Origin of the sequence: Yoonia sp. I 8.24 (genome assembly GCF_022096995.1) — a bacterium.
In the GTDB taxonomy this organism is placed as follows: Bacteria; Pseudomonadota; Alphaproteobacteria; order Rhodobacterales; family Rhodobacteraceae; genus Yoonia.
This window is the reverse complement of record NZ_JACXGQ010000003.1, coordinates 189,279-214,111: the sequence shown is the minus strand read 5'-3', so window position 1 is coordinate 214,111 and position 24,833 is coordinate 189,279. Positions and strand designations below refer to the sequence as shown.

At 55.2% G+C, this 24,833-nt stretch carries 29 protein-coding genes; 19 read left to right on the top strand and 10 right to left on the bottom strand.

Annotated features, from left to right (window positions below):
• Positions 1 to 102: 102 nt before the first annotated feature.
• Positions 103 to 1,032: a phosphoadenosine phosphosulfate reductase gene (locus Yoon_RS06835; RefSeq protein WP_238111361.1), complete on the top strand. Its 930-nt coding sequence runs from the start codon at positions 103 to 105 to the stop codon at positions 1,030 to 1,032.
• On the opposite strand, the gene Yoon_RS06830 is transcribed toward Yoon_RS06835, so the two are convergent.
• Together Yoon_RS06830 and Yoon_RS06825 are read right to left on the bottom strand one after the other, a co-directional pair.
• Positions 1,029 to 1,250 carry a DUF1127 domain-containing protein gene (locus tag Yoon_RS06830; protein WP_238111360.1) on the bottom strand — a complete coding sequence of 74 codons (222 nt, stop codon included), beginning with the start codon at positions 1,248 to 1,250 and terminating at the stop codon, positions 1,029 to 1,031. The genes Yoon_RS06835 and Yoon_RS06830 overlap by 4 nt on opposite strands.
• A gap of 104 nt (positions 1,251 to 1,354) precedes the next feature.
• A complete protein-coding gene (locus Yoon_RS06825) occupies positions 1,355 to 1,639 on the bottom strand; it encodes a hypothetical protein (protein WP_238111359.1) in 285 nt (94 codons plus the stop codon).
• 118 nt (positions 1,640 to 1,757) lie between these two features.
• Here Yoon_RS06825 and pyrC point away from each other — a divergent pair, with 118 nt between their 5' ends.
• From pyrC to Yoon_RS06765, 12 genes are all read left to right on the top strand, one after another.
• Positions 1,758 to 2,810: a dihydroorotase gene (gene pyrC, locus Yoon_RS06820; protein ID WP_238111358.1), complete on the top strand. Its 1,053-nt coding sequence runs from the start codon at positions 1,758 to 1,760 to the stop codon at positions 2,808 to 2,810.
• Between the two features lie 57 nt (positions 2,811 to 2,867).
• Entirely contained in the window at positions 2,868 to 3,536 is a 669-nt protein-coding gene (locus Yoon_RS06815; protein WP_238111357.1) for an orotate phosphoribosyltransferase, read from the top strand.
• A 190-nt stretch (positions 3,537 to 3,726) separates the two neighbouring features.
• A complete protein-coding gene (locus Yoon_RS06810) occupies positions 3,727 to 5,214 on the top strand; it encodes a replicative DNA helicase (protein WP_238111356.1) in 1,488 nt (495 codons plus the stop codon).
• A gap of 563 nt (positions 5,215 to 5,777) precedes the next feature.
• A complete protein-coding gene (alr, locus tag Yoon_RS06805; RefSeq protein ID WP_238111355.1) occupies positions 5,778 to 6,815 on the top strand; it encodes an alanine racemase in 1,038 nt (345 codons plus the stop codon).
• The gene (locus Yoon_RS06800) at positions 6,816 to 7,256 is read left to right on the top strand and encodes a paraquat-inducible protein A (protein WP_238111352.1); all 441 of its coding nucleotides are present in this window, start codon (positions 6,816 to 6,818) and stop codon (positions 7,254 to 7,256) included.
• A gap of 76 nt (positions 7,257 to 7,332) precedes the next feature.
• Positions 7,333 to 8,013 carry an aquaporin Z gene (gene aqpZ, locus Yoon_RS06795; RefSeq protein ID WP_238111351.1) on the top strand — a complete coding sequence of 227 codons (681 nt, stop codon included), beginning with the start codon at positions 7,333 to 7,335 and terminating at the stop codon, positions 8,011 to 8,013.
• A gap of 78 nt (positions 8,014 to 8,091) precedes the next feature.
• On the top strand, positions 8,092 to 9,456 hold the full coding sequence (gene radA / locus Yoon_RS06790; RefSeq protein WP_238111350.1) for a DNA repair protein RadA: 1,365 nt from the start codon (positions 8,092 to 8,094) through the stop codon (positions 9,454 to 9,456).
• Positions 9,457 to 9,477: 21 nt separating this feature from the next.
• A complete protein-coding gene (locus tag Yoon_RS06785; RefSeq protein WP_238111349.1) occupies positions 9,478 to 10,041 on the top strand; it encodes a CvpA family protein in 564 nt (187 codons plus the stop codon).
• A gap of 206 nt (positions 10,042 to 10,247) precedes the next feature.
• Positions 10,248 to 11,711: an amidophosphoribosyltransferase gene (purF, locus tag Yoon_RS06780; RefSeq protein ID WP_113776085.1), complete on the top strand. Its 1,464-nt coding sequence runs from the start codon at positions 10,248 to 10,250 to the stop codon at positions 11,709 to 11,711.
• A gap of 3 nt (positions 11,712 to 11,714) precedes the next feature.
• Entirely contained in the window at positions 11,715 to 12,119 is a 405-nt protein-coding gene (arsC, locus tag Yoon_RS06775) for an arsenate reductase (glutaredoxin) (RefSeq protein WP_238111348.1), read from the top strand.
• Between the two features lie 105 nt (positions 12,120 to 12,224).
• Positions 12,225 to 12,485 (top strand): pilus assembly protein PilP, encoded by a 261-nt coding sequence (locus Yoon_RS06770; RefSeq protein WP_238111347.1) that lies wholly within the window; start codon positions 12,225 to 12,227, stop codon positions 12,483 to 12,485.
• A 38-nt stretch (positions 12,486 to 12,523) separates the two neighbouring features.
• Positions 12,524 to 13,165: an SDR family oxidoreductase gene (locus Yoon_RS06765; protein WP_238111346.1), complete on the top strand. Its 642-nt coding sequence runs from the start codon at positions 12,524 to 12,526 to the stop codon at positions 13,163 to 13,165.
• 58 nt (positions 13,166 to 13,223) lie between these two features.
• Here Yoon_RS06765 and Yoon_RS06760 read toward each other — a convergent pair whose 3' ends face one another.
• Complete coding sequence (locus Yoon_RS06760; protein ID WP_238111344.1) at positions 13,224 to 13,688, bottom strand: hypothetical protein; 465 nt, start codon at positions 13,686 to 13,688, stop codon at positions 13,224 to 13,226.
• A 147-nt stretch (positions 13,689 to 13,835) separates the two neighbouring features.
• Here Yoon_RS06760 and surE point away from each other — a divergent pair, with 147 nt between their 5' ends.
• From surE to Yoon_RS06745, 3 genes are read left to right on the top strand one after another with little or no spacing between them, the layout of a single operon-like run.
• Complete coding sequence (gene surE, locus Yoon_RS06755; protein WP_238111342.1) at positions 13,836 to 14,621, top strand: 5'/3'-nucleotidase SurE; 786 nt, start codon at positions 13,836 to 13,838, stop codon at positions 14,619 to 14,621.
• On the top strand, positions 14,618 to 15,259 hold the full coding sequence (locus Yoon_RS06750; RefSeq protein WP_238111341.1) for a protein-L-isoaspartate(D-aspartate) O-methyltransferase: 642 nt from the start codon (positions 14,618 to 14,620) through the stop codon (positions 15,257 to 15,259). Before surE ends, Yoon_RS06750 begins: the two co-directional genes overlap by 4 nt.
• Before the next feature lie 59 nt (positions 15,260 to 15,318).
• Positions 15,319 to 16,479, top strand: a complete 1,161-nt coding sequence (locus tag Yoon_RS06745) for a M23 family metallopeptidase (protein ID WP_238111340.1) — start codon at positions 15,319 to 15,321, stop codon at positions 16,477 to 16,479.
• Positions 16,480 to 16,515: 36 nt separating this feature from the next.
• On the opposite strand, the gene Yoon_RS06740 is transcribed toward Yoon_RS06745, so the two are convergent.
• From Yoon_RS06740 to Yoon_RS06725, 4 genes are read right to left on the bottom strand one after another with little or no spacing between them, the layout of a single operon-like run.
• The gene (locus Yoon_RS06740) at positions 16,516 to 17,313 is read right to left on the bottom strand and encodes an ATP-binding protein (protein WP_255698741.1); all 798 of its coding nucleotides are present in this window, start codon (positions 17,311 to 17,313) and stop codon (positions 16,516 to 16,518) included.
• Between the two features lie 37 nt (positions 17,314 to 17,350).
• Positions 17,351 to 18,226 carry a twin-arginine translocase subunit TatC gene (tatC, locus tag Yoon_RS06735; RefSeq protein WP_238111338.1) on the bottom strand — a complete coding sequence of 292 codons (876 nt, stop codon included), beginning with the start codon at positions 18,224 to 18,226 and terminating at the stop codon, positions 17,351 to 17,353.
• On the bottom strand, positions 18,223 to 18,648 hold the full coding sequence (gene tatB / locus Yoon_RS06730) for a Sec-independent protein translocase protein TatB (RefSeq protein ID WP_238111337.1): 426 nt from the start codon (positions 18,646 to 18,648) through the stop codon (positions 18,223 to 18,225). The genes tatC and tatB overlap by 4 nt, the downstream gene beginning before the upstream one ends.
• Before the next feature lie 23 nt (positions 18,649 to 18,671).
• Positions 18,672 to 18,884: a twin-arginine translocase TatA/TatE family subunit gene (locus Yoon_RS06725; protein WP_238111336.1), complete on the bottom strand. Its 213-nt coding sequence runs from the start codon at positions 18,882 to 18,884 to the stop codon at positions 18,672 to 18,674.
• Positions 18,885 to 19,153: 269 nt separating this feature from the next.
• Between Yoon_RS06725 and Yoon_RS06720 the strand changes: the two genes are divergently transcribed.
• Genes Yoon_RS06720 through Yoon_RS06710 form a run of 3 tightly spaced genes read left to right on the top strand, consistent with a single transcriptional unit; the run spans position 19,154 to position 21,990 of the window.
• Complete coding sequence (locus Yoon_RS06720) at positions 19,154 to 20,230, top strand: hypothetical protein (protein WP_238111335.1); 1,077 nt, start codon at positions 19,154 to 19,156, stop codon at positions 20,228 to 20,230.
• A gap of 4 nt (positions 20,231 to 20,234) precedes the next feature.
• A complete protein-coding gene (locus tag Yoon_RS06715; protein ID WP_238111333.1) occupies positions 20,235 to 20,906 on the top strand; it encodes a YafY family protein in 672 nt (223 codons plus the stop codon).
• 55 nt (positions 20,907 to 20,961) lie between these two features.
• Positions 20,962 to 21,990, top strand: coding sequence for a hypothetical protein (locus Yoon_RS06710; protein WP_238111332.1), 1,029 nt, complete (start codon positions 20,962 to 20,964; stop codon positions 21,988 to 21,990).
• Positions 21,991 to 21,992: 2 nt separating this feature from the next.
• Here the strand turns inward: Yoon_RS06710 and Yoon_RS06705 are convergent, their stop codons facing one another.
• From Yoon_RS06705 to Yoon_RS06695, 3 genes are all read right to left on the bottom strand, one after another.
• A complete protein-coding gene (locus Yoon_RS06705) occupies positions 21,993 to 22,811 on the bottom strand; it encodes a sulfite exporter TauE/SafE family protein (protein ID WP_238111331.1) in 819 nt (272 codons plus the stop codon).
• Between the two features lie 2 nt (positions 22,812 to 22,813).
• Positions 22,814 to 23,809 carry a tRNA dihydrouridine(20/20a) synthase DusA gene (gene dusA, locus Yoon_RS06700; protein ID WP_238111330.1) on the bottom strand — a complete coding sequence of 332 codons (996 nt, stop codon included), beginning with the start codon at positions 23,807 to 23,809 and terminating at the stop codon, positions 22,814 to 22,816.
• A gap of 98 nt (positions 23,810 to 23,907) precedes the next feature.
• Complete coding sequence (locus tag Yoon_RS06695; RefSeq protein ID WP_238111329.1) at positions 23,908 to 24,813, bottom strand: endonuclease/exonuclease/phosphatase family protein; 906 nt, start codon at positions 24,811 to 24,813, stop codon at positions 23,908 to 23,910.
• Positions 24,814 to 24,833 lie beyond the last annotated feature (20 nt).

Sequence of the window (24,833 nt, the reverse complement as noted above, 5' to 3'; positions counted from 1 at the left end):
ACGTAAATTTGCCATATTGCGGGGCTAGTTTTGTGCGGTGCCGCGCGATTTTTAACCGCACAAGTTTACGATGAATGCCCGCCTTGGGCAGAAGGACAGAATATGGACGACAAGCAACTCACGTTTGAAACGCACCTCACCAATGCGAGCCAAAACGCTTGGCTAGGCCAAATCGACGATATCTGTGAAGATTTTGGGTTTTTTGAACAGCTTGGCGCGCGACATTGCGCCGGATTTCTAGAAGCTGGAAACAACTTGCTTGTTACATTTGAGAATGTCCCAGATGTCCGCGCCAATAACGCCATGTCAGAACCACGCGGGTTTTCTTATGCGCGCCACGACGGATGGTCGCATTTGGCGATTCTGGCCTATGAAGAAAGCTGGTTTCGCGACGAAAGTGTCTACGACTTTTTTGATCGACTGACCGATGACGCGTTTTTTGACGATTTTGAAAACATCGTCTTTTACGGTGCCAACGGTGGCGCATACGCGGCGGCCGCCTTTTCTGTCGCAGCCCCCGGGGCGACTGTCGTCGCGCTCCGCCCGCAAGCCACACTTGAAGTGGCAAGCGCCGGATGGGACACAAGATATCGAAAACATCGGCGGATGGATTTCACCGGTCGCTACGGGTATGCCCCGGACATGATTGATGGTGCGCGCGATGTCTTTGTTGCGTTTGACCCGTATCAACGGCTTGATGCCAGCCATGCGGCGCTGTTTCGCAAACCCCATGTGACACTGATCCGCTGCCCCTTAATGGGCGCTAACCTTGACCAGACGTTTGACCGTTTGGGCATCAGTGACGTCATACTGAAACTGGCCATGTCTGGCGTATTGGACAAAAAACGGTTCACGCAGCTTTTGCGGGCGCGCCGATATGACGATAAATACGCCATAAACTTGATCACAAAATTGCTTCGGCACGGTCACCCGCGTCTTGCTCTTACGATCTGTGAATACAAAATCCAGAGGAGCGAAAACCCCTATTTTACGAAAACGCGCGAAGCGCTTTCGTTCAAAAAGTCAGCTTAAAGACCGTAAACGTCGCGAAATACGTGGCGAATGATGTCGTCGCGTTTGATGCCCATTTCAGCAAGCTCAGAGTCGCTCAGCGCTTCAAGGCGGCGCACTTCGGGGCTGCGGTCTTGAGCGTCCATGATGCGGGTCATTGCGGCGACAAAACCTGAGCCGATTTTGGAAAGAATGCCAGGCTGTGATTGTGCGGCAGCAGTATCAGTAAAGAAGGCCATGTTATGTTCCTATCGGATGCGTTTCCTATGCACCCAATATACGTCACATTTATTGACCTAAAACTGCTAATGCTGCAATGCCGCATTGCAGCCACAGCATAGCACTACTCAGAAGCTTTGCGTTCCGCGATGAGCTTTTTGACGGCAGTGATGATACGCGTCGCAAAATAACCCAAAGTGCCGCCCGCCATTACCCAGAACGCTGTCCCACTATAAAAGATCGCAGATGCAATCCCCGCGGCCAGCATCGCAGCTATAAATGCAACCAGCCGCTTTTCCGTATCCGCAATGGGAATATGCGGTGTGATTCCCTTGAGCAGTGGCGCGATTAGGGTTTCAATTTGTGGGGTTACAAACCCAAAACCGGCGGCGATTAAAAATCCGAACATCTGGTCTCTCCATTTCTTTTAAAAGAGTTAACAACTTATAGCCCTATCCCTGCCCCCAACGGCAAGGGCTATCACTTCACCACTGGCCATGATCCGCACAACGGTGTAACCCAGCAACATGCCTGATAAAGACCTGACATCCCTCACGATCCGCCGCCCCGATGATTGGCACCTGCACCTGCGCGATGGCAATATGCTGCGCGCCGTGCTGCCAGAAACCGCCCGCCATTTTGGCCGCGCGATCATTATGCCCAACCTTGTGCCCCCGGTTGTGACCGCCGCACAAGCCAGCGCATACCGCGACCGGATCATGACCGCACTGCCCGCCGATATGGTGTTTGAGCCGTTGATGACGCTCTATCTGACGGAAACGACAGACCCTGCTGACGTACGTGCGGCCTTTGAAAACGGGATCGCGACAGCAGTGAAGCTATACCCTGCAGGCGCGACAACCAATTCTGCATCTGGCGTGCGTGACTTTGAAAAAGTGCGCCCCGTTCTTGAGACAATGGCAGAAATTGGCATGCCGCTTTGTGTGCATGGCGAAGTCACGGATAGCGAGATCGATATTTTTGACCGTGAAGCCGTGTTCATTGACAAGGTGCTTAAACCCCTGCGCAAAAAGGTCCCCGACCTGAAAGTCGTGATGGAACATGTCACAACAGAAGACGCCGTTAATTATGTCCGCGACAATCCCAAGAACCTCGCCGCAACAATCACGACCCATCATCTGATTATCAACCGCAACCATATGTTGGTTGGCGGGATCAAGCCGCATTACTATTGCCTGCCCGTCGCCAAACGCGAAGTACACCGCGTGGCATTGGTGCAAGCCGCCGTATCTGGCGACAAGCGGTTCTTCCTCGGCACCGATAGCGCCCCGCACACGGACCCCAACAAACTGCAAGCCTGCGGCTGCGCTGGCGTATTTTCGGCCACCAATACCCTGTCTTGCCTGGCCGAGGTTTTTGAAGCCGCGGGACAGTTGAAAAAACTCGAAGCCTTTGCATCGCTAAACGGCCCTCGGTTCTATGGGCTGCCTGTCAGCGAAGAAACGATCACCCTGCGCAAGGGCGATCCGGTACAGTACCCTACACAGATCGCCACCGATGACGGCCCTGTCACAGTTTTTGATCCCGGATTTGACCTGCACTGGCGGGTCGAGACCTGACCATCCGCCCCTCCGTGGGGAGTATTTATTGGAAAAAAGAAACCAAAGGCCCGCGCTATGACCCCAACATCATTCCCCTCCAAAGAAGAAATCGCCCGTTTAACAGCTGGTATGTTGATTGAAATTGGTGCGATTGATTTTAACGCGGCAGAGCCGTTTACCCATGCCTCGGGCAAGCAAGCCCCGACTTATGTTGATTGCCGCAAGCTGATTTCTTTTCCGCGTATCCGTGCGACGTTGATGGATTTTCTGTCTGTGACGATCATGCGCGAGGCCGGGTTTGAAACGTTTGATAACATCGCTGGCGGTGAAACTGCGGGCATCCCGTTTAGCGCATTGGTCGCGGAACGTTTGGCCCTGCCGATGACTTACGTGCGTAAAAAACCCAAAGGCTATGGCCGTAACGCCCGGATCGAAGGCGTGATGACCGAAGGTCAGCGTGTGTTGCTCGTCGAAGATTTGACCACCGATGGCGGCTCAAAGCTGTCGTTTGTGGATGCGATCCGCGACACAGGGGCAACCTGCAACGCGACAGCCGTGATCTTTTACTACGGCATTTTCGACGGTGTTGAAAAAACCTTGGGTGATCACGGGGTGCAATTGATCAGCCTGTGCACGTGGTGGGATGTCTTGGCAGAAGCCAAAGTCCGTGGGGCATATGATACCGCGACCTTGGATACGGTCGAAGCTTATCTGCGCGACCCAGCCGGTTGGAAACCTGCATAAAAATTATCCACAGCCTGTGGGTAAGTCATGCTATTTGTAGCGGCAGCTCAGAATACTGCCACTACATTTTGCAGATTCTATGTACCACCACCTGCCTACGCCAAGTTATCCCAATCGTTCCACAGAATCTGCGCTATATACAAACGCACGCCCCTGTTAGAACCCCATGATGAATTGCTGAAAGTCGACAATGAACGAGATTACAACATTCAATGCGACTGGCGTCGAAGAAACCACGCAAGAGCTGATGCCGCACTCAACCGAGGCTGAACAGCAGCTTTTGGGTGCGATCCTGACCAATAACGATATTTTTGACCGGGTTGCATCGGTTGTTGGGCCACAGCATTTCTACGACCCTGTGCATGCACGCATCTTTGAAACCGCCGCCGCGCGGATTGCCAAAAACGCATTGGCGAGCCCCGTGACGCTTAAGGCATTTCTTGAGGATGACGAAGGCCTGAAGGAACTTGGCGGGCCTGCCTATCTTGCGCGTCTCGCAGGGGCTGCGATTTCTGCCTTTGCCGCACGTGACTATGCGCAGATGATCTATGATTTTTCCGTGCGCCGCGAATTGATCAAAGTCGGCCGCGATATTTCAGACAAAGCGGGTCGTGTCGCCGTGGATTCAGAGCCCAAAGAACAAATCGTTGAGGCTGAACAAGCGCTTTATAATCTGGCGGAACAAGGCAGCTCTGACAGCGGTTTTCAGTCATTCTTGCGCGCTGTGACAGAGGCCGTGAACGTTGCCAATACCGCCTACCAACGCGAAGGCGGATTGGCCGGGATTTCAACCGGGCTAATTGATTTGGATGGAAAATTGGGGGGGCTGCACAAATCTGACCTTCTGATCCTTGCGGGGCGTCCGTCGATGGGGAAAACATCGCTGGCGACCAATATCGCCTATAACGTCGCCAAAGCTTATCAAAAGGGCAAACTGTCCGATGGGTCCGAAGGTGCAGTAGATGGCGGCGTTGTCGGCTTCTTTTCACTCGAGATGAGCGCCGAGCAGCTCGCGGGGCGTATTTTGGCCGAAGCGTCGGAGATTTCGTCGCATAAAATCCGCCAAGGTGACATGACCGAAGGCGAATTCCGCCGCTTTGTGGACGCAGCCAAGAACCTCGAATCCTGCCCGCTGTTTATCGACGACACTGCCGCGATTCCAATTTCGCAGCTATCCGCGCGTGCCCGGCGTTTGAAACGGACGCATGGGCTTGATCTGTTGATCGTCGACTATTTGCAGCTGGTGCGCGGCACCTCGGAAAACCGGGTGCAGGAGATCGGTGAAATCTCAATGGGCCTCAAGGCGATTGCGAAGGAATTAAACATCCCTGTGATCGCCCTGTCACAGCTATCGCGTCAGGTCGAAAGCCGCGAAGATAAACGCCCGCAGCTATCAGATTTGCGTGAATCTGGATCGATTGAGCAAGATGCCGATGTGGTTATGTTTGTTTATCGTGGCGAATATTACGTTGAGCGTGAAAAGCCTGATGATTCCAACATGGAAGCCATCGCCGCTTGGCAAGAAAAAATGTCGAGCTTGCACGCCAAAGCCGAAGTCATCGTCGGCAAACAACGTCACGGCCCGATTGGCACGATTGAGCTCGCCTTTACCGCCGAATTCACCCGCTTTGGCGATCTGGTGAAACCATGGCAAAGCGGCGCGGTTGAAGAGTATTAGGGATGGCACGCCCCGCGAACGACGTAATAGTTGGCATCGTCATCTACTTGAAGCGCTGTACCAGTTCTCTTGCACCAGTCATCCAATTCGGCATGTAATACAGGCCAGTATTCCCGCGCCCATTTGGGCGCACAGGTTTTCCAGTTCACCTCGCTAGGCACATAAACCGTCCGATGCCCCATCGTCATATCCAACACCAGCGTGCCACCCGGGCCGGTGACAACGAGTTCCTCCTTCCAACGAGGTTGAAATTGGAACGTCGTCAGTCTCTCGTTACGAAACAAACACGATAGATATTGTATCAGAGCAATCATTACTCTCCTGCTTCCCTTTCACAGACAAACGCAAGACTATTCATCGCAGACCCTTTTGCGCAACAATCGTTAGTCATGCCGATTGGCCCAGTTTCGAGTAGGTTATGAAATACCCTCCCTGCATGTAAAGCGGCAGAGTTTCGCCGAAATGCCTGGGCGCGGCGCGAAAAACACAGTTCCTGTCTGTTGTGTCTATCTGCGCTGTTTAAACCTCTTGCCCGCGCGCCTGCCCCCTGCCAAAAGGTCGCTATGAGTACTGGACGCCTGACAATCGATCTCGACGCCGTCGTCGCCAACTGGCGCGCTCTTGATGGCATGACCAACTGCAAAACCGCTGCGGTGGTAAAGGCGGATGCATATGGCATCGGGATCGAGAATGTCTCGAAGGCCCTGTTCAAGGCGGGCGCGCGCAAGTTTTTTGTTGCTGTCGCCGAAGAGGCTGTACCACTCCGCAAGGCGCTTGGTCCCGGTCCTGAGATTTCCGTGTTTTCTGGCCATATGCGCGGCGATACCGATCTGATCCGCGAATTGAACCTGACGCCGATGCTCAATTCCGTTGAGCAAATGACCCAGCATTTCGAAACCTTGCCCGGTCATGCCTTTGGTATCCAGCTTGATACCGGCATGAACCGTCTGGGGATGGAGCCACAGGAATGGGGTGCGCTGGCTGAGTTGATCCTGTCACAAGGCCCTAAACTGGTGATGAGCCATCTGTCTTGCGCAGATGAGCCCGACCACCCGATGAACCCCCACCAGTTAAGTGTTTTCAAACAATTGACGGACGGCATTCAAGTGCCACGTTCATTGGCGGCCACGGGTGGAATTCTACTTGGGCCTGAATATCATTTTGATCTGACCCGCCCCGGCATTGGTCTTTATGGCGGGATGCCGTTTGAACAAGCAACCCCAGTAGTAGAGCTGGAATTGCCCGTCGTACAAATCCGCGATGTGGCCGAAGGCGAGGTCGTTGGATACGGCAACAATTGGCAGGCCGAACGCCCAACGCGCGTGGCAACGGTTTCAGGCGGTTATGCGGATGGGATCATGCGCTATCTGTCGGATAAAGCGATCCTTTATCACAATGACACCCCCTGCCCGTTGATTGGCCGCGTGTCGATGGATTTGCTCACGATTGACGTAACAGATCTGACCGAAGATCCGGAACGCCTGACATTGATCGGCCCGCAGCAAACACTTGATACGTTGGCGACCAAAGCAGGTACAATCGGCTATGAAATCCTGACCCAGCTTGGTGCGCGCTATAACCGCCGGACCTATGGTAAATAGATGTTAAAGTGGTTGCGGATCGCAAATCTCGCGCTGCTGGTGCTTTTCCCAATCGCGTGGTTTGCGCCGCTCATGCGCGCGGGGCTTTTACCGCTTTTCGGGCTCAGCGAAATCAGCGTCATTACAGGAATGCAATCGCTGTGGGAAAGCGACGTGGCGCTTGCCTTGCTCGTGACCTTCTTTGCGCTTTTTGCGCCCTACCTCAAAACCATTGGGCTGGCGTTGATCCATTTTAACCTGATGCGCCGCAAGGTGCTGCCTGTGCTGTCGTGGTTGGGAAAACTGGCGATGGCCGACGTGTTTTTGGTCGCGCTATATGTCGTCGTGGTCAAAGGTGTCGGCATCGGCAAGGTTGAGACCGCATGGGGGCTATACCTGTTTACCACCTGCATCTTAGCGTCAATCGTGATTTCCGCGCTAACCGCAAAACACAACACCTAGCCAAACCCAAACAAAATCCCCCCAAATATGCCCAAACGTGTTAGGCTCTTAGCCACAACAACCAAAGGGATGGAAAATGAAGAAATTAGTCGCTGAATTTATTGGGACATTTACACTGGTCTTATTTGGCTGCGGAGCCGCCGTGATCGCAGGGGCGGATATTGGGCTGACAGGGATCAGTTTTGCTTTTGGGCTCGCGCTTATTGGGATGGCCTATGGGATTGGGCCCGTATCGGGCTGCCACATTAACCCAGCCGTTTCATTGGGTGCCGTTGCCGCGGGCCGTATGACCATTGCCGAAGCCATCCGTTATATCGTCGCGCAGTTTGCGGGCGGCATCGTCGCAGCAGCTGTCTTGTTGATGATTGCCTCGGGCAAGGCGGATTACACCGTTGCTGAAAACGGGCTAGGCCAAAACGGCTGGGGTGCGGGTTATCTTGGTGAATATAACATGACCGCAGCCTTCGTGTTCGAAGTCGTTGCAACGTTCCTGTTTATGGTCGTAATCTTGGGCGCAACCGGCAAAAGCGCACCAGCCAGCATGGCCGGGTTAGCGATTGGTCTTGCGCTTGTGGTGATCCATTTGGTTGGCATTAATGTCACGGGCGTTTCGGTAAACCCTGCCCGGTCGTTTGGGCCTGCCTTGTTTGCAGGCGCCCATGCGCTTTCGCAGGTTTGGCTATTTTTCGTCGCACCGGTGATTGGCGCGGTGGCTGCAGGGCTTTTGTTCAAATCTGGTACGCTTGACGCAGATTAATCCAATTGCTTGGCCGCGGAATGCGCGGCCAAGCAAACATCCATTGCCGTGCGCCAGAAAATGGGCCAAAAGGTGAACATGGCAAAAGAACTTAACTTCACTTGTTCCGCGTGCGGCACCTCCTTTGGCAAATGGTCAGGGCAATGCGACGCCTGCAAAGAATGGAACACAATCACAGAAAGCAAAGCGCTCTCAAGCGGCCCTAAGGGGAAATCTTTGGGCGCGATCCGTGGCACTGCAATCACGCTTACGGATCTTGATACTCAAGAAAAAGAGCCGCCGCGCACGCAAGCGGGCGTCGGCGAATTGGACCGGGTTTTGGGCGGCGGATTGGTGAAAGCTTCGGCATTACTGGTTGGCGGCGATCCGGGCATCGGGAAATCCACATTGTTGCTTCAGGCGGCTGCACGGTTCGCACGCAACGGGCTTAAGGTGATCTATATCTCAGGCGAAGAATCAAACGCGCAGGTGCAAATGCGCGCGCGTCGTCTGGGGCTTGAAAAAAGTCCGGTGATGCTCGCCTCTGAAACAAACCTGCGCGATATTTTGACGACGCTTGAGGCCGAGAAACCCGACCTCGCGATTATCGATTCGATTCAGACCATGTGGGCCGACAACGTCGATAGCGCGCCGGGATCTGTATCACAGGTGCGGTCGTCCGCGCATGAATTAACCACATTCGCCAAACGTAATGGAATGGCCGTGGTGATGGTTGGGCATGTGACCAAAGACGGCAGCATCGCGGGGCCGCGGGTTGTCGAACATATGGTCGATACCGTGCTTTATTTTGAAGGCGAACGGGGCCATCAGTTCCGCATTTTGCGGTCGGTCAAAAACCGCTTTGGCCCGGCTGACGAGATTGGCGTCTTTGAAATGACCGGCAAAGGTCTGGCCGAAGTCAAAAACCCATCGGCGCTGTTTTTGTCCGAACGCGGAAAACCGGCACCGGGCTCTGTGGTGTTTGCCGGGCTTGAAGGCACGCGCCCAATGCTGTGTGAGATCCAAGCACTTGTGGCACCTTCGCCACACAGTCAACCACGCCGATCTGTGGTCGGATGGGATGGCGGACGGCTTGCAATGATCCTTGCGGTGCTTGAATCACGCTGCGGTGTCCCCTTTGCCGGATTGGACGTTTATCTCAATGTAGCAGGGGGTTTGCGCATCACAGAGCCCGCAGCCGATCTTGCGGTGGCTGCCGCACTTGTGTCCGCGCGCGAAGACGCAGCCCTGCCTGCCGAGGCCGTGATATTCGGGGAAATCAGCCTATCGGGTGCCCTGCGTCCGGTGGTGCAGACGGAAAATAGATTGAAAGAAGCGCAAAAACTTGGTTTTACAACAGCAATAGTTCCGCAACAGGCTAAACAGCCTGCGGTGGCCGGTTTACAAATGCGTCATGCTGACGATTTGGCCGGATTTGTAGAAGAAGTATTTGGCGCCAGGTAGCGTCAGGGCAGGAGACGGACCATGGAAGGCTTCACACTTGTCGACGCAGGCGTCGCCATTATCATCCTCTTATCAGGCGTGCTGGCATATAGCCGTGGCCTGGTACGCGAGGCGATGGCGATCTTGGGTTGGGTCGGCGCGACGATTGTCGCATTTATTTTCGCAGATCAGGTGGAGCCGCTGGTGCGGCAAATCCCTGTGGTCGGCGATTTCATCGGCGATAGCTGTGAACTTGCAATCATTGCGGCCTTTGCTGCCGTCTTTGCAGTCGCACTTGTTGTTTTTGCTATTTTCACACCGCTGTTTTCAAGCGTCATTCAACGCTCTGCGCTTGGTGGCGTTGATCAGGCACTTGGATTTTTCTTCGGTGTGCTACGCGGGATTCTTTTGGTCGCTGTCGCATTCTTTGTCTACGACACTGTTTTCGCCGCGCAAGAGATTGCCGTCATTGATGACAGCCGCGCGTCACAGGTATTTGACCAGCTGACTGGCAAGATCGAAGAACAAAACCCCGAAGAAGCGCTTGGCTGGATCAAAGAACAGTACCAGCAGCTTGTTGGCTCCTGCGGTGCGCCAGTAGAATAAGGCGCTCACAGACGAGAGAAACAAAAAGCCATCGCAACCTGCGGTGGCTTTTTTCGTTGAACTGCCCGAAGTGTTGCCGGATTCGTCACGACAGCGTTTTTCGATGCAGACAAACATGATCGTTTCGTGACACCGCGCTTGCGACCGACTAAGAGAGGGGCAATCAAACCTCACTTCGGATTCGGAGCTGCCCCTTGTCCAGCCAAATGCCCCCCGCCCATCCTTTTGACGATGATAAACTGCGGGAGGAATGTGGCGTCTTTGGCGTTGTCGGCGTGACCGACGCGTCCAATTTTGTCGCTCTCGGTCTGCACGCGCTACAGCACCGCGGTCAAGAAGCTGGTGGGATCGTCACCCATGACTTCGAGACCGGGTTTAGTCAGGCCCGCCGCATGGGTCTGGTGCGCGACAACTTTACATCCTCTGATATGATGGCCAGCCTACCTGGCCCCATCGGTATTGGGCATGTGCGCTATTCCACAGCGGGCCACAAAAGCCAGCAAACTGCGATCCGTGATGTGCAGCCGTTTTTTGGTGAATTTGCGATGGGCGGTGCGGCGATTGCGCATAACGGTAACATCACCAACGCACTGGCCCTGCGCAAAGAACTGATTGAGCGCGGCTCGATCTTTCAATCCTCGTCAGACAGTGAATGTATCGTTCACCTGATGGCGCGCTCTATGGGCCGTACGATTCCGGACCGCATGGAAGAGGCCCTGCGCAAAGTCGAAGGCGCGTTTTCCATTGTCGCCATGACCCGCACCAAACTGATCGGCTGTCGTGACCCGCTGGGCGTACGCCCGCTCGTTCTTGGCAAGGTTGGTGATGGCTGGGTGCTTTCGTCTGAGACTTGCGCGCTTGATATTATCGGCGCCGAACTGGTCCGCGAAATTGAGCCCGGCGAAATGGTTGTTATCACCAAAGACGGCGTGCAAAGCCATTTCCCGTTCCGCCCTGCGAAATCACGCTTCTGTATCTTTGAACACGTGTACTTTAGCCGCCCTGATTCCACACTTGGTGGGCGTTCTGTCTATGAAACCCGCGAAAACATCGGGCGTGAATTGGCCAAAGAATCCCCCGTTGATGCCGATCTGGTCTGCCCGGTTCCCGATAGCGGCACCCCTGCAGCGATCGGCTATAGTTTGCAATCGGGTATCCCCTACGCGATGGGGATCATCCGCAACCAGTATATGGGCCGGACGTTTATTGAGCCCTCCGAGAGCATCCGCAACATGGGTGTGCGCCTGAAACTGAACGTGAACCGCGCCCTGATCAAAGGGAAGCGCGTGATTTTGGTGGACGACAGCGTTGTACGCGGCACCACCAGCCGCAAAATCAAAGAGATGATCCTCGATGCTGGCGCGGCCGAGGTACATTTCCGCATCGCGTCGCCGCCGACTGCCTGGCCTTGTTTTTACGGGGTCGACACGCCAGAGCGCGACAAGCTACTAGCTGCCAATATGAGTGCCGAAGAAATGCGTGTGCACCTTGCGGTCGATAGCCTGAAATTCATCTCGCTTGATGGGCTTTACCGCGCGGTTGGCGAAGAAAACGGGCGCGACAGTGCATGCCCCGCCTATTGCGACGCGTGTTTTTCGGGCGAATACCCTGTTCCACCCAGCGATATGATCACCAAAGGGTTCAAAGCAAATAAGATCGCTGCTGAATAATCCATGACGACGGTCATCTACCACAACGCCAATTGCAGCGCCTCGCGCAATGCATTGGCTGTCATCCGCGCCTCGGGCACTGAACCAATTGTCGTCAAGTATCTTGAAACCGGCTGGACACGCGCGCAGCTTCTGGGCCTTTTTGCCGCAGCTGGCTTTACACCATCCGAGGCCATGCGCGCCAAACGCTCCCCTGCCGCCGACTTGGGTCTGCTTGATACTGGCGTGACAGACGATCAAATTTTGGATGCGATGGTCGCACATCCGGTCCTGGTCGAACGGCCTTTCGTTTGTAGCCCTAAGGGAACAGCGCTTTGTCGCCCCCTCTCCAACCTATTGCCTCTCTTGGAAATTCCACTGAGAACGGCTGTGACAGACAGCGCAGGCAAGGTCATTTTGCAGCCTTAGCTGGCAGCCACCCCGCTCACAATGACGTTACGTACAAGGGGTTTCCTTGTCTCTGGCGTTCAGGCATAGCGCTGCGATCATCCCTATATGACGCGGTTTTCAAACATGACGACGGACACACCGACCAATGTCGCAGCCTCTGCGACGCTGCCCGATATGCTGAGCCTTCAAAATCTTGCCGTGATTGGTGTGATGATGGGGCAAGATGCGCCAGCGGCGCTGATCCGTTCGCGGCGTGGTGATATTGCGCGCGTCACCACGGGCGAAACCGCCTTTGGCGTGACCATTTCCGCCATTGACGCGGCCCAAGTCGTGCTGACCGACCGTGCTGGTACGCAGCATGTGCTGGTGGTTCCGGGTCGCTAGGACTTGACGTCGCGCACCAATCGCACCAAACCGCTGCTATGACAAAAATTGCACTTATCACCGGCGCGTCACGCGGCCTTGGCGCAGCCCTAGCCAAGGCGTTGGCCCCGACCCATCACATCATTGCCGTCGGTAAAACCGTCGGTGGGCTCGAAGAGCTGGACGACGCCATTCAGGCTGCGGGCGGTCAGGCAACGCTCGCACCAATGGACATCACCGTTGATGCGGCCATGCAGCAATTGTGCCGTGGCATTTTTGACCGTTGGGGCAAGCTGGACCTGTGGCTGCACACAGCCATTCACGCGGCCCCCTTGGCCCCTGCAGGCCATATCGGCCCAAAGGATTTGGCCAAATCAATGTCCATCAACATCGAAGCCACAGCACGGCTGATCGCCTATGCAGGGCCGTTACTTGGCGACGCAGGCAAAGCCGTGTTTTTTGACGATCCGCGTGGCGGCGATCAATTTTTTGGCTCTTACGGCGCCACCAAAGCCGCGCAAATCGCGCTCGCGCGCAGCTGGCAGGCGGAATCAGTGAAAACCGGCCCCAAGATCGACATCCTGACACCAAACCCCATGCCCACAGCCACACGCGCAAGGTTCTACCCCGGCGAAGACCGCGCACCATTGGCAAGCATTGCGGATGAGGCAGCAAGATTGTTACCTGCAATTTTGGATTAAGGTGTGCGGCGCAAGCCACCCAGTGCTTCAACTCGGAACAATGTCAGCAACGCGGGACTTAGCTGCCGTTATTGGTTGTACGCAATTTCATGTAAAATTGGCCGTCGACAACATCCAAAAGAAGATTTTGTTTTGGTTCCCACCTCCCATCTTGAATGACGAAGGTTCGCCCATCCACTTCCCAAATTGCTTCTGAAGGTAAATCAGACCTCCAATGTGCTCCCCAACTGAAGAAGTCCTTTTTCTCGGATAAAACCGTTCCGTCCGAAGCTTTTGAGGTGGACTTGACCACGTACAGAAGCACAGTGATTAGGGTCGATTCAGGCGAAGTATAGAAGTCCGCAAGAATTTTCCTCTTTGCGGCGCTTGATATCTTCACTTTGTTTCGAGGTAAAAAAGTCATGGCAAAGCTTCGCCATTCAGAGTGCTGAAGACAAGTCAAATGCGACGGCTGTGGCAGACTCCTTGGGCTCATTCCTGCCATTCGCTGCAGCAAAATAGGAACAGCGTCGATCGTCAGCATGATGTGTCAAATCTATCTGCCCCATAGCAACCCATTTCTGAGTCCTTTTCGCCACAGGATAACACCCGCCTTATTGTAGCGGTGCACACCGCTTGCCGCCCTCTAAATGCTGGCCTAGGAACGTGTTGAGACATGAAGGACAGCAGCATGCGCATACTTATTACGAACGACGACGGGATCAACGCGCCGGGCTTGCAGGTATTGACCAAAATTGCCCATGAGATTGCTGGCGAGGACGGCGAAGTTTGGACCGTCGCCCCTGCGTTTGAACAATCGGGCGTCGGCCATTGCATCAGCTATACCCACCCCACCATGATCGCGCAGCTTGAAGAGCGCCGCTTTGCCGCTGAAGGATCGCCCGCCGATTGCGTCATCGCGGGGCTTTATGATGTGATGAAAGACGCGCGCCCTGATCTGGTTTTGTCAGGCGTGAACCGGGGCAATAACGCGGCGGAAAACACGCTCTATTCCGGGACCATAGGCGGCGCGATGGAGGCCGCTTTGCAAGGCATTCCGGCAATTGCGCTATCACAATACTTCGGCCCAGAAAACGCGCAGCTTTCGGACCCGTTCGAAGCTGCGGCAACCCATGGTGCTAGCATCATCAAGACCTTGCTTGATCCAAACCTGTGGGATCAAGCCAACTATCGCCTTTTCTATAACGTGAACTTCCCGCCCGTCGCCGCCGCTGATGTCAAAGGCACGCGTGCAGCCTCGCAAGGGTTTCGCAAGGATACAAATTTCACCGCAGAGGCACAGACATCCCCCACGGGCCGCAAATTTCTTTGGGTGCGCGGCGGGGCGCAACACACGCCTACCGCCCCCGGCACGGATGCCGCAGCGAACCTAGATGGCTATATCTCAGTCACACCGATGCGCGCGGACCTGACAGATTATGATATGGTTGCGGAACTTGAGGATGTATTCTCGTGACGTTTGACGCGCCAACCAAGATGCAATTTGTCTATGCCTTGCGCAGCAAGGGCGTCACGGATGCGCGCGTTTTGACTGCGATGGAACAGGTGGACCGGGCCGCTTATGTCAAAGGGATTTTTGCCGATCGCGCCTATGAGGACATGCCGCTGCCAATTGCCAGCGGGCAAACGATCAGCCAGCCTTCGGTCGTTGGGTTGATGACCCAAGCGTTGAATATCGGGGCACGCGATAAGGTGCTCGAGATCGGCACCGGGTCTGGCTATCAGGCGGCGATCTTGTCGAAACTGGCGCGCCGCGTCTACACGGTGGAACGGTTTCGCAGCCTTGTGCATGCCGCCCGAGCGACATTTGACGAACAAGGCATCAGCAATATCACCAGTCTGACTGCCGACGGCAGCCACGGGTTGCCCGACCAAGCCCCCTTTGACCGCATCCTTTTGACCGCAGCCGCCGAAGACCCCCCCGGCCCGCTTTTGGCGCAATTGCGCGTGGGCGGCATCATGGTTTTGCCTGTTGGACAGTCTGATGCGGTACAAAGCCTGATCCGCGTCACGCGGCATGAAACCGGCTATGATTACGACGAATTACGGGCAGTCCGTTTTGTCCCCTTGCTTGAAGGGCTCGGACAAGAGTAAACATATTAAAAAGGCACGACCCCGGCAATAAGGGGCGGCTTGGCACAAGGAGCGGTATCATGGCCAATAGGCAACGCACAGTAAGACGCATTTTGATGACAGGTGTCGCGCTCGCAGCGCTCGCGGCATGCGAAGGGTTTGACGCAGATTTCCGGGATGTCGGCAACGGGTTTGATACGTCAGACTCTGTTGCGAACCTACCGAACCGGCCCCGCCCCGATGATCGGGGCGTGATTTCATATCCAACTTATCAGGTGGTAGTTGCCCGCCAAGATGACACCATTCGCGGGATTGCGATCCGGTTGGGTCTCGATGCGAATGAACTTGCCGAATACAACGGGATCGAACCTGACGTGATCTTGCGCCGCGATGAAATTATCGCCCTGCCCGGCCGCGTTGCCGAACCATCTGCGGCGACTGGGGCCACACAATCCTTTGACGTCGCCGCCGTTGCGACCACAGCGCTTGACCGCGCCGAAGCATCGGGTGGCGTAACCGCAACGCCGCTTGATCCGGCACCAGCCGCGACGCCAGCCCCCGCGGCACCCGCAGGCGCGGAACCTATCCGCCACCAAGTGGTGCGCGGCGAAACCGCCTATTCAATCTCACGGCTCTATAACGTGCCGGTCACCGCTATTGCGGAATGGAACGGGCTTGATAGCGCGTTCACCATTCGCCAAGGTCAGTATTTGCTTGTTCCCCAAGGCGGCACACGCCCGGTCGAAGCTGTCACAGCCCCCGGTGAAGGCACAGCCACCCCAATTCCGCCAAGCGCAGAAACACCCCTGCCTGACGCAACGCCAACGGCCCCGATCGCCGCGCCAGAAACGCCAGACCTGGGGACACCGGCCCCTGCCCCTGCTGCGTCAAGCGCACGCATGGTCCAGCCAGTGCCGGGCAACATCATCCGCGAATACGCGGCCGGTCGGAATGAAGGCATCGACATTGGCGCGGCCGCAGGTACCGACGTCAAAGCGGCAGATGCCGGGAATGTGGCTGCCGTGACTGCGGACACAAGTGGCGGCTCGGTGGTGGTAATTAAGCATAGCGATGGTTTGCTCACGCTTTATACCCACCTCGATAGTTTGACTGTTGAAAAAGGCGATAACGTCAGCCGTGGCCAGACAATCGGCAAGGTCCGCCCAGGTGATCCTAGCTTCTTGCACTTCGAAGTACGTCGTGGGCTGCAAAGCGTCGATCCCGCAAACTACCTGCCGTAAGCGCACAAAAAAACGTAGGGTGGATCAAGATCCACCTTACGCTAGGCGTACCCCATGGCGCCCTGCAAGATCAGTGAAATACTGCCAAGCAACGCGGCCAGACCGGCTACCGCGTGTGGCTTGCCATTCAATGGCCTCTGCTCGTAGGGTTTCATCGTCAATGTCGACAGCATACGCATCGCAATAGCCCCGGATCATCGCCAGATAATCATCTTGATCACATGGGTGAAACCCAAGCCACAGACCAAAGCGATCTGACAACGAAACTTTTTCTTCAACCGCTTCAGACGGCGAAATCGCTGAAGAGCGTTCATTTTCAATCATATCACGCGGCATCAAATGGCGACGGTTAGAGGTCGCATAAAGCACGACATTCTCAGGCCGCCCTTCGATCCCGCCATCCAAAACCGCCTTAAGCGATTTGTAATGCGCATCATCATGACCAAACGACAGGTCGTCGCAAAACATGATAAAGCGCTCGGACGCGCCGCGCAGCATGTTCAGACAGCGGCCTATGCTGGGTAGGTCTTCGCGCTGGACCTCAACAACCTTAAGGTCCGGGTAATCGGCCTGCAACGCGCCGTGGACGGCCTTCACAAGGCTCGATTTCCCCATCCCACGCGCCCCCCAAAGGAGCGCGTTATTCGCAGGCATCCCGGCTGCAAACTGGGCAGTATTTGTCATCAGCGTATCGCGTGATCGGTTCACACCAACTAGCAACTCCACTGGAACCCGGTTGACCCTTGCCACAGGCACTAAGCGATCCGGATCGGGTTGCCAAACGAAAGCGGAGGCGACTGAAAAGTCAGGGGCCTCCGCCGGTGGTGGAGACATCCGCTCTAGCGCCGCTGCAATCCGGCTCAGTGATTTCTTACTCACCTTTGGCGCCCTCATCTGCGTCGGCTGGACCTTCGCCGTGGATTTCATCGTCCCACAGCCCTTCGGCACGTAGTTTTGCTTCGCGCTTGCTTTCGACGCGGGCGACCAATTGGATCGACACTTCGTAAAGCCCGTAAACCACGACAAACAAAATGACTTGGCTGATGACATCGGGCGGGGTGGCAAGCGCCGCGACAATCAGAATGCCAACCATTGCATACTTGCGCGTGCCACGCAGACCGCGTGCCGATACTAAACCCGCCTTGCCCATAAGGGTCAACAGCACGGGCAGTTGGAAACACAGGCCAAAGGCCACGATAAATTTGATGGTCAGGTTCAGATAGGCCTTCGCAGAGCCTTGGAACAAAATACCGGCAGCTTGCGTGGCGCTATCGGCGCCGGCCTCAAGCACGCCCGGCTGTTGAAAGCCAAGGAAAAACCCGAAGGCCAGTGGTGTAATGACGTAATAGGCAAAGGCCGCGCCCAGAAAGAACATAAACGGTGAAGCGACCAAAAAGGGCAAGAATGCCCCCTGCTCGCTCTTGTACAGGCCGGGTGCCACGAAACGCCACATCTGGAAACTGATGACGGGGAATGACAACATCAACCCGCCCAGCAGCGAGATCGAAATCGCGACAAAAAAACCTTCTTCGAGCGCGATGAACTGCAGATCGCAGGCCTGTCCGCGTGACGCAAGCGCGTCGCAAAGCGGGTAGGTCAAAAAGTTGAAAACCGGGTTCCAGATTGTGAAACAAATCACCATGCTCACGATAAACGCGAGCAGCGATTTGATCATCCGTGACCGCAGTTCGGTCAAATGTTCGATCAGCGGTGCGGCGCTATTTTCGATGTCGTCTGTCGCGCTCATTTGCTATCGCTTTCCGGCGTCTCAGTTGGTTTTGCCTCGGGTGCCGCTTCGGTCTCAGCTTCGCGGGCTTGACGTTCCGTTGCGGCCTTGCCCATTGCGTCGCTCATCTTTTCTTTCATGGCTTGGCGTTCGGGCGACAGCGCGGGCTTTTCTGGGGCCTGCGTCATGCCCGTGGCTTCTTTGATCTTATCCACACCAAATTTCTGCGGGTTGGCTGCGGCGCGCACGGTTTTTTGAATTTCGCCGATGCCCGCCTCGTCGGCGGCGGACTCCATCGCGCGTGAAAACTCACGTGCCATGCCACGGGCCTTGCCCGTGAATTGCCCCAAGGTGCGGAACATTCCCGGTAAGTCCTTTGGCCCGATCACAATCAGGGCCACGATGCCAACCAGCACCATTTCGCTCCAGCCTAAACCAAACATATAAGCGCTTCCTTACGGGTGAATTAGGCTTTGTCTTTTTCTTCTTCTGGAGTCACGTCACGCGCGGCTTCGATGCTTTCTTCGATTTCTTGCTTGCCGTCATCAACACCTTTTTTGAACGCCGTAATGCCTTTGCCCACTTCGCCCATCAGGCTTGAAATTTTGCCGCGGCCAAACAGGACCAAAACGACGACAGCGATCAGTAGAAGGCCTGGAAGGCCGATATTGTTAAGCATGGTAGTCTCCTCTTGCGCATCACTTGCAGGGTGCGCTTTGCATTCTGTTCTCTAGGCATAGGCCGCATTTCACGTCAGGGAAAGCGAAAACAACCAAAACCTCCCGCACAAACACCCTTTTTTGCAAGGGATTTTTGATATTCGTGACATAAACTTGTCAGTTGCCAAAAAATTGACAATTCTTTTTGAAGGGAGAGGAATCAGTTCGACCACTCCCTTAGTTACCGATAGGGTCGGCACAAACCTTAGCCACACTTGCGAAAGACCCGATGAAAGCAAAACAACTGGTACTGCACATTGGCAGCCCGAAGACTGGCACGACAATGCTGCAGCATGCATTGGCCGACTCGGCCGACTATCTGCGCGAGCAAAGCGTCTTGTTACCTGATTGCGCGCGCGCACAGGGCGGGAACGCGATTACGCTAGGGTATGAAATTTTCAATACTTCGCTGTTTGAGCGGGACCGGGTGGCATGGCTGGGCTGCTCACATCAAGAAGCCATTGAAAGTGCCAAATCTTCATGGAAGGTGCTACAGAATGGCGCGAGAGCGGGCGAAGTCGACCAAATTCTTATCAGTGCAGAACAATTCATGTGCGCTATGCCTCCAGATGCGTTTGCCAACGCACGCAAGCACTTTGAAAGCATCGCCGATGAGACAAAGATTGTCGCATACTTGCGATCCCCGGCAGCCTTTTTCTTGTCTTTGCACCAAGAAGGGCTAAAAGTTGTTTTACCGCCCGCACGCGGGAAAAGGCCTGCGAATATGCCGCGCGATATGAACTCCGCTCTTGTTGCACAATTCAAGCGACATCTCGGCGACAATGTTTCGCTAAACGTTTACCACCGGGACACTTTACACCAATCCGATATCGTCACAGATTTTTGCAAAAGGTATCTTCCGAAGGTCGATCCTCAGCATATGACACGCAAAAATGGTTCGATGAACACGTCGATTTCGGCCGAAGCCATGGCGATCGCAATGGACCTGCGCTCGGGGCGGATTGATATCCAATCGCGGGCGGTGCCTCTCCGCAAACTTTTGATTGGTAACGACAAAGCCCTACCCAACTCCACACGACCCAAGCTTTTGAATAACGCACAACACAGTATCACCAATTGGTTTACGCCAGACTTAATCTCGCTGCGCGACCAGCATGGCGTGGTATTCCCGGATGTTGATTATGATGCGCTTGATCCTGATGATTTAGACAATGACATAATAGAGTATCAGCGGGTCGAACAAATCTGTGCAGTTGACCCCGACCGCAAGGCAGCACTCTTGCGACGGATCCAATTAAAGGCCAAGCTTCCTTTTCCCATTAGCCGTTGGGCCGCAAAATGGTGACGCTATGAAACGCGCAGATCGATTAATGCAGATCGTGCAAATCTTGCGTGATGGCACGCTCCACAAGGCGGCGGATATTTCGGCGGCAGTAGGCGTGTCACTGCGCACAATTTACCGCGACATGGAGACATTGGCGGCTTCGGGCGTGCCGATCGAGGGCGAACGCGGCATCGGCTACCGTGTTACCGCAGCGATCACCCTGCCCCCGCTAAACCTGACAATGACCGAGGTTGAAGCCTTGCACCTGGGGTTAAGCGCAGTCGGCCAGTCCGATGACGCACAATTGTCGACCGCAGCAAGGGCGCTTTTGGCCAAACTAGACGCCGTCATGCCCGAGGATCGGTCGCGCGCACCCACAGGTTACGGGTTTGCGATTTACCCGTTTGCCGATGCCGCGCGCGGGTTTCAACACCTGCCAGCGATGCGCCAAGCGATCCGCGCGCGCCAAAAGCTATCGATCACGATTAACGATGTTATACGCACGGTGCGTCCGTTACAGCTCGATTATTGGGGGCGGCTTTGGACCTGCATTGTATGGTGTGAAAAGACAAAAGACTTCAGCGAATTGCGGGTTGATCAAATCAGTGAACTACGCATTTTGCCTAGCCTGTTTGTTGACGAGCATGGGAAATCTTTGGCCGATTTTAACGCCAAGCGTGTTATTGCTGGAAGTTAACACGCCATTCCGCCAGACTACGAGTCGTTAGTGACCTAGTATTTTGGCGTTCCGAATGACTACAAATGAACTCATAATTCATATCGGGCATAGAAACACCGACTCAGTCGTGCTGCAAAACACGTTAACCGCCTCACGCAAAATTCTTGATGAATATGGGGTCTACTTTCCCAAATTTGCGACTGAAAACCGCGAAAGATTCGTGCTTGGGTACGAAACACAACTTGTCGATGAGGGCGACAAAATAGACCCGCAAAGCGTACCACAGCGCGATCATTGGGACCGCATAACATCACGCAACAACCTCTTGCCGAGCACAACAACGATCGTCAGTAACCGCGCGTTTTTTAAACAGCTTACCGCGCAAAGTGCCCCACATTTTGAAGCGGTTACAAACCATATCGCGCGTAGCAAAAAGATTGTCGCCTATTTGCGACCACCTGACACCTATTTCTTGCTGCTCTTGCAGTTGCGACTTGCGCAAAATCGCGATGTCGTAACGCCGTCACGTACCCGCATCAAAGAACGTATTGAACCCCTTGGCCAAGCTTGGAGCGGCGGCGTTTCACTGACACTATTTTCTGCGAGCGTGTTAACCGACGGCAATATTGTCGACGATTTTTTCGCGCATCACGTCCCGAATTTCGACAGGCAGCTTTTGACCCGTCCGCCCCCACCGCAGCGCCACCGGATATCAGCCGAGGCGATCGCCCTGCTAATTGACCGCCAGCACGGGCGTCTTGACGCCAACGTCGATCCCGCCGTGATGGTCGCACAGATTGTTCGCGAAGACGCACGGCTGCCCGGCGCAACGCCTGCCCGGCTGCGCGCTAATGCTGCGCGTACAATTCGCAACTGGGCGGCGCCAGACCTTGCTTGGTTACGACAGGAATATGGCATTCGGTTTCCCGAACAAGGCTATAAAGACGTCGACGGTGATGATGTGGATCTTAGCGTCATTCATTTTACGGATGGCGGGCAAATCTGCGCCTTTGACCGCGACCGCAAGGACGCCTTGTATGAAAAAGCGCTGGCGCGCGCGCGGATGCCGCGATTGGCGCGACAACTGCTAAGCCTTTGGTAGGTCTACCAGCCCAAAGCTTTGCGCAGCATGTTCAGCGCAACAAGCGTCAGGAAAACGCCAAACGTGCGTTTTAGCGGTTTCGGATCAAGCCGGTGTGCCAATGCGGCCCCCCAAGGTGCGGTGATCAAGGTCATCGCGATGATCAAAAAGAATGCGACAAAATTCACTGACCCGATTGTAAACGGGGGTGCTACCTGTTGATCGACCATCAAGAAGCCGACGACCGAAGGTACCGCGATCAAAATGCCAAACCCGGCGGCTGTCGCAACGGCCCGGTGAATAGCGACGTTAAAGAGTGACATCACAGGCACCCCAAATGATCCGCCACCAATCCCCATGAGCACGGATAGAAACCCTAGCGCGGGCGACATCGCAAGACGCGTGGCCCCTGTCGGCATCTGCGGCCCCAGCCGCCAATGGCTTTGACCAAAGGTCATGTAAAGCCCCACAACCATCGCCAAGCCCCCAAAGATGCCTTGCAACGCTGTCGAACGTAAATTGGCGGCGACAGACACACCAATCAACGCGCCGATCGCGATCCCCGGTGCCCATGTTTTAAGAATTTCCCAGTCCACTGCGCCCTTTTTATTGTGCGCCAATACTGACCGCACCGAGGTCACAATAATGGTGGCCAGCGACGTCCCCAAACACAGTTGCATCAACTGCGCGCTTTCATAGCCCATCGCGCTGAAGACGTAGTAAAACGCAGGCACCAAGACGATCCCACCGCCCACGCCAAGCAGCCCAGCCAAAACCCCAGCCACGGCACCGACGCCAAGCAATAGCGCGCCCATGGTCGCCAAAAGTGTCATGTCATCCATATCTATGCCGCCTGCGTTGTCACATGCGCAAGCGCGTCTAACACGACTTGTGGCCCTGCCCCGCTTTCATGCACGTTTTCAGAAAGATACCGCCGCCAGCCACGCGCACCCGGGCGACCTTGAAACAGCCCTAACATATGCCGGGTCACTTGCCCCAAACGCCCACCGGCCGTCAAATGCGCTTCGATATAGGGCAGCATCAGATGTACGATTTCTGCGGCGGTGCGGGTCTCGCCCATACCAAATATGCGCTGATCCGCTGTGAGCAAGATGTCACTAGGGGTATGGTAGGCAGCACGCCCGATCATCACACCGTCCAAGCCTTGATCCAGCAGTACCTGCGCCTCATCCAAGCTGCCAATGCCCCCGTTGATCGAGAGGTTTAACCCTGGAAACAACCCTTTCATCGCCAACACCAGATCATAATCCAGCGGCGGGACATCACGGTTCTCTTTTGGGCTCAGCCCCTGTAGCCAAGCCTTGCGGGCATGTACGATAAAATGATCCACGCCTGCTGCCGATACGCGCGCAAGGAAATCCGGCAAAATCTCTGTTGGATTTTGATCGTCGACACCAATCCGGCATTTGACGGTAACAGGCACATCAACCGCTTTGATCATTGCGGAAACACATGCCGCCACGAGCGCCGAATCCTCCATCAAGATCGCGCCAAAGCGCCCTGATTGCACACGGTCCGACGGGCACCCACAATTGAGGTTAATCTCATCATAGCCGTAATCCGCCGCGATACGCGCGGCCTCTGCCAATTGCGCGGGGTCAGAGCCCCCCAATTGCACGGCAACCGGATGCTCTGATGCATCAAAGCCCAGCAGACGATCACGATCCCCATGGATCACGGCAGGCGCGGTCACCATTTCCGTGTAAAGCAACGCCTGCTGCGACATAAGACGGTGCAAATACCGACAATGGCGGTCCGTCCAATCCATCATGGGAGCCACGGAAAGACGGCCTGCGCGGCGTAGATTTGCCGCTGTCATTGTACTGACCTTACCCATAATTATTCACACTGTGATCATTGAAACCTTGCGTGCAACTAGCATTTTGTCCCAGCCAACACCAGACCCGCATAATGCGACTATTCAAACCTAAAATCAGCATAAACCGGGTAGTGGTCAGACGGCCATTCATTAAGGTATTTTTGTCTAACAACAACCGGTTGCCCTACGATTCTCATGCCACCAGTTGCCCCGATATGATCGATGGCACCAAAAAGGTTTACCCCATTGTTCAAGTGATAGGTTGCCCCAGAAACCGGGACAAACGTCACACCAGCCTCCGCCAAGATGTCTTGGGTGCGTGCGCCGTGTCGTGCATTGAGGTCACCGATCAGAACAACATTTTCGCCTGCCGCGATCCAAGGCGCCATGCGGTCCGCGACAAGTTCCGCGGATAAAACGCGGTTGCTGCGGCTTTTGTATTCAAAATGGACATTGACCACGCGGACCTGGTCCCCCTCGCGTGTTTCGAACAACGCCCATGACGCAAACGCTGGCCAAGACCCATTGAACGTGCGCGCATAGATGACATCAGGCGTCTCCGAGAAAAAGAACCAGCCTTGGTCTCGCGGCGTTAACCGATCCGCCCGATAGAGGATCGGTTGCGTCGACGGGAATTCTTCCCAATCGCCCACAGCCGCCGCGCGAAAATCGGGGTTTTGTTCAAGCACCCAATCAAGCGCTAGGTTCGTGCCGCCGCCCGCCCCACGGGCAAAGCTTTCCATCTCTTGAAACGCAAATATATCCGCATCGATATCTTTAAACGCCGCATCAAATGGTGCTTTGCGACGTTCCCAATCAGCGACTGACCAAGCCCCGGTTGGGCGGCTCAGGACGATATAATGCGCGTTAAGCGTGGCAAGCCGCAGGGTGTTTGCGGGCTGTGCCGTGGCAATAGCGGACCCGGAATTGCGCAAGATTTGCACGCATGCCGTCAACGATAACATCAGCAAAGCGGCGATCAAAAAGGTAAAGAACCGTTTCACAAGAACCTCTTCGTTTGGAA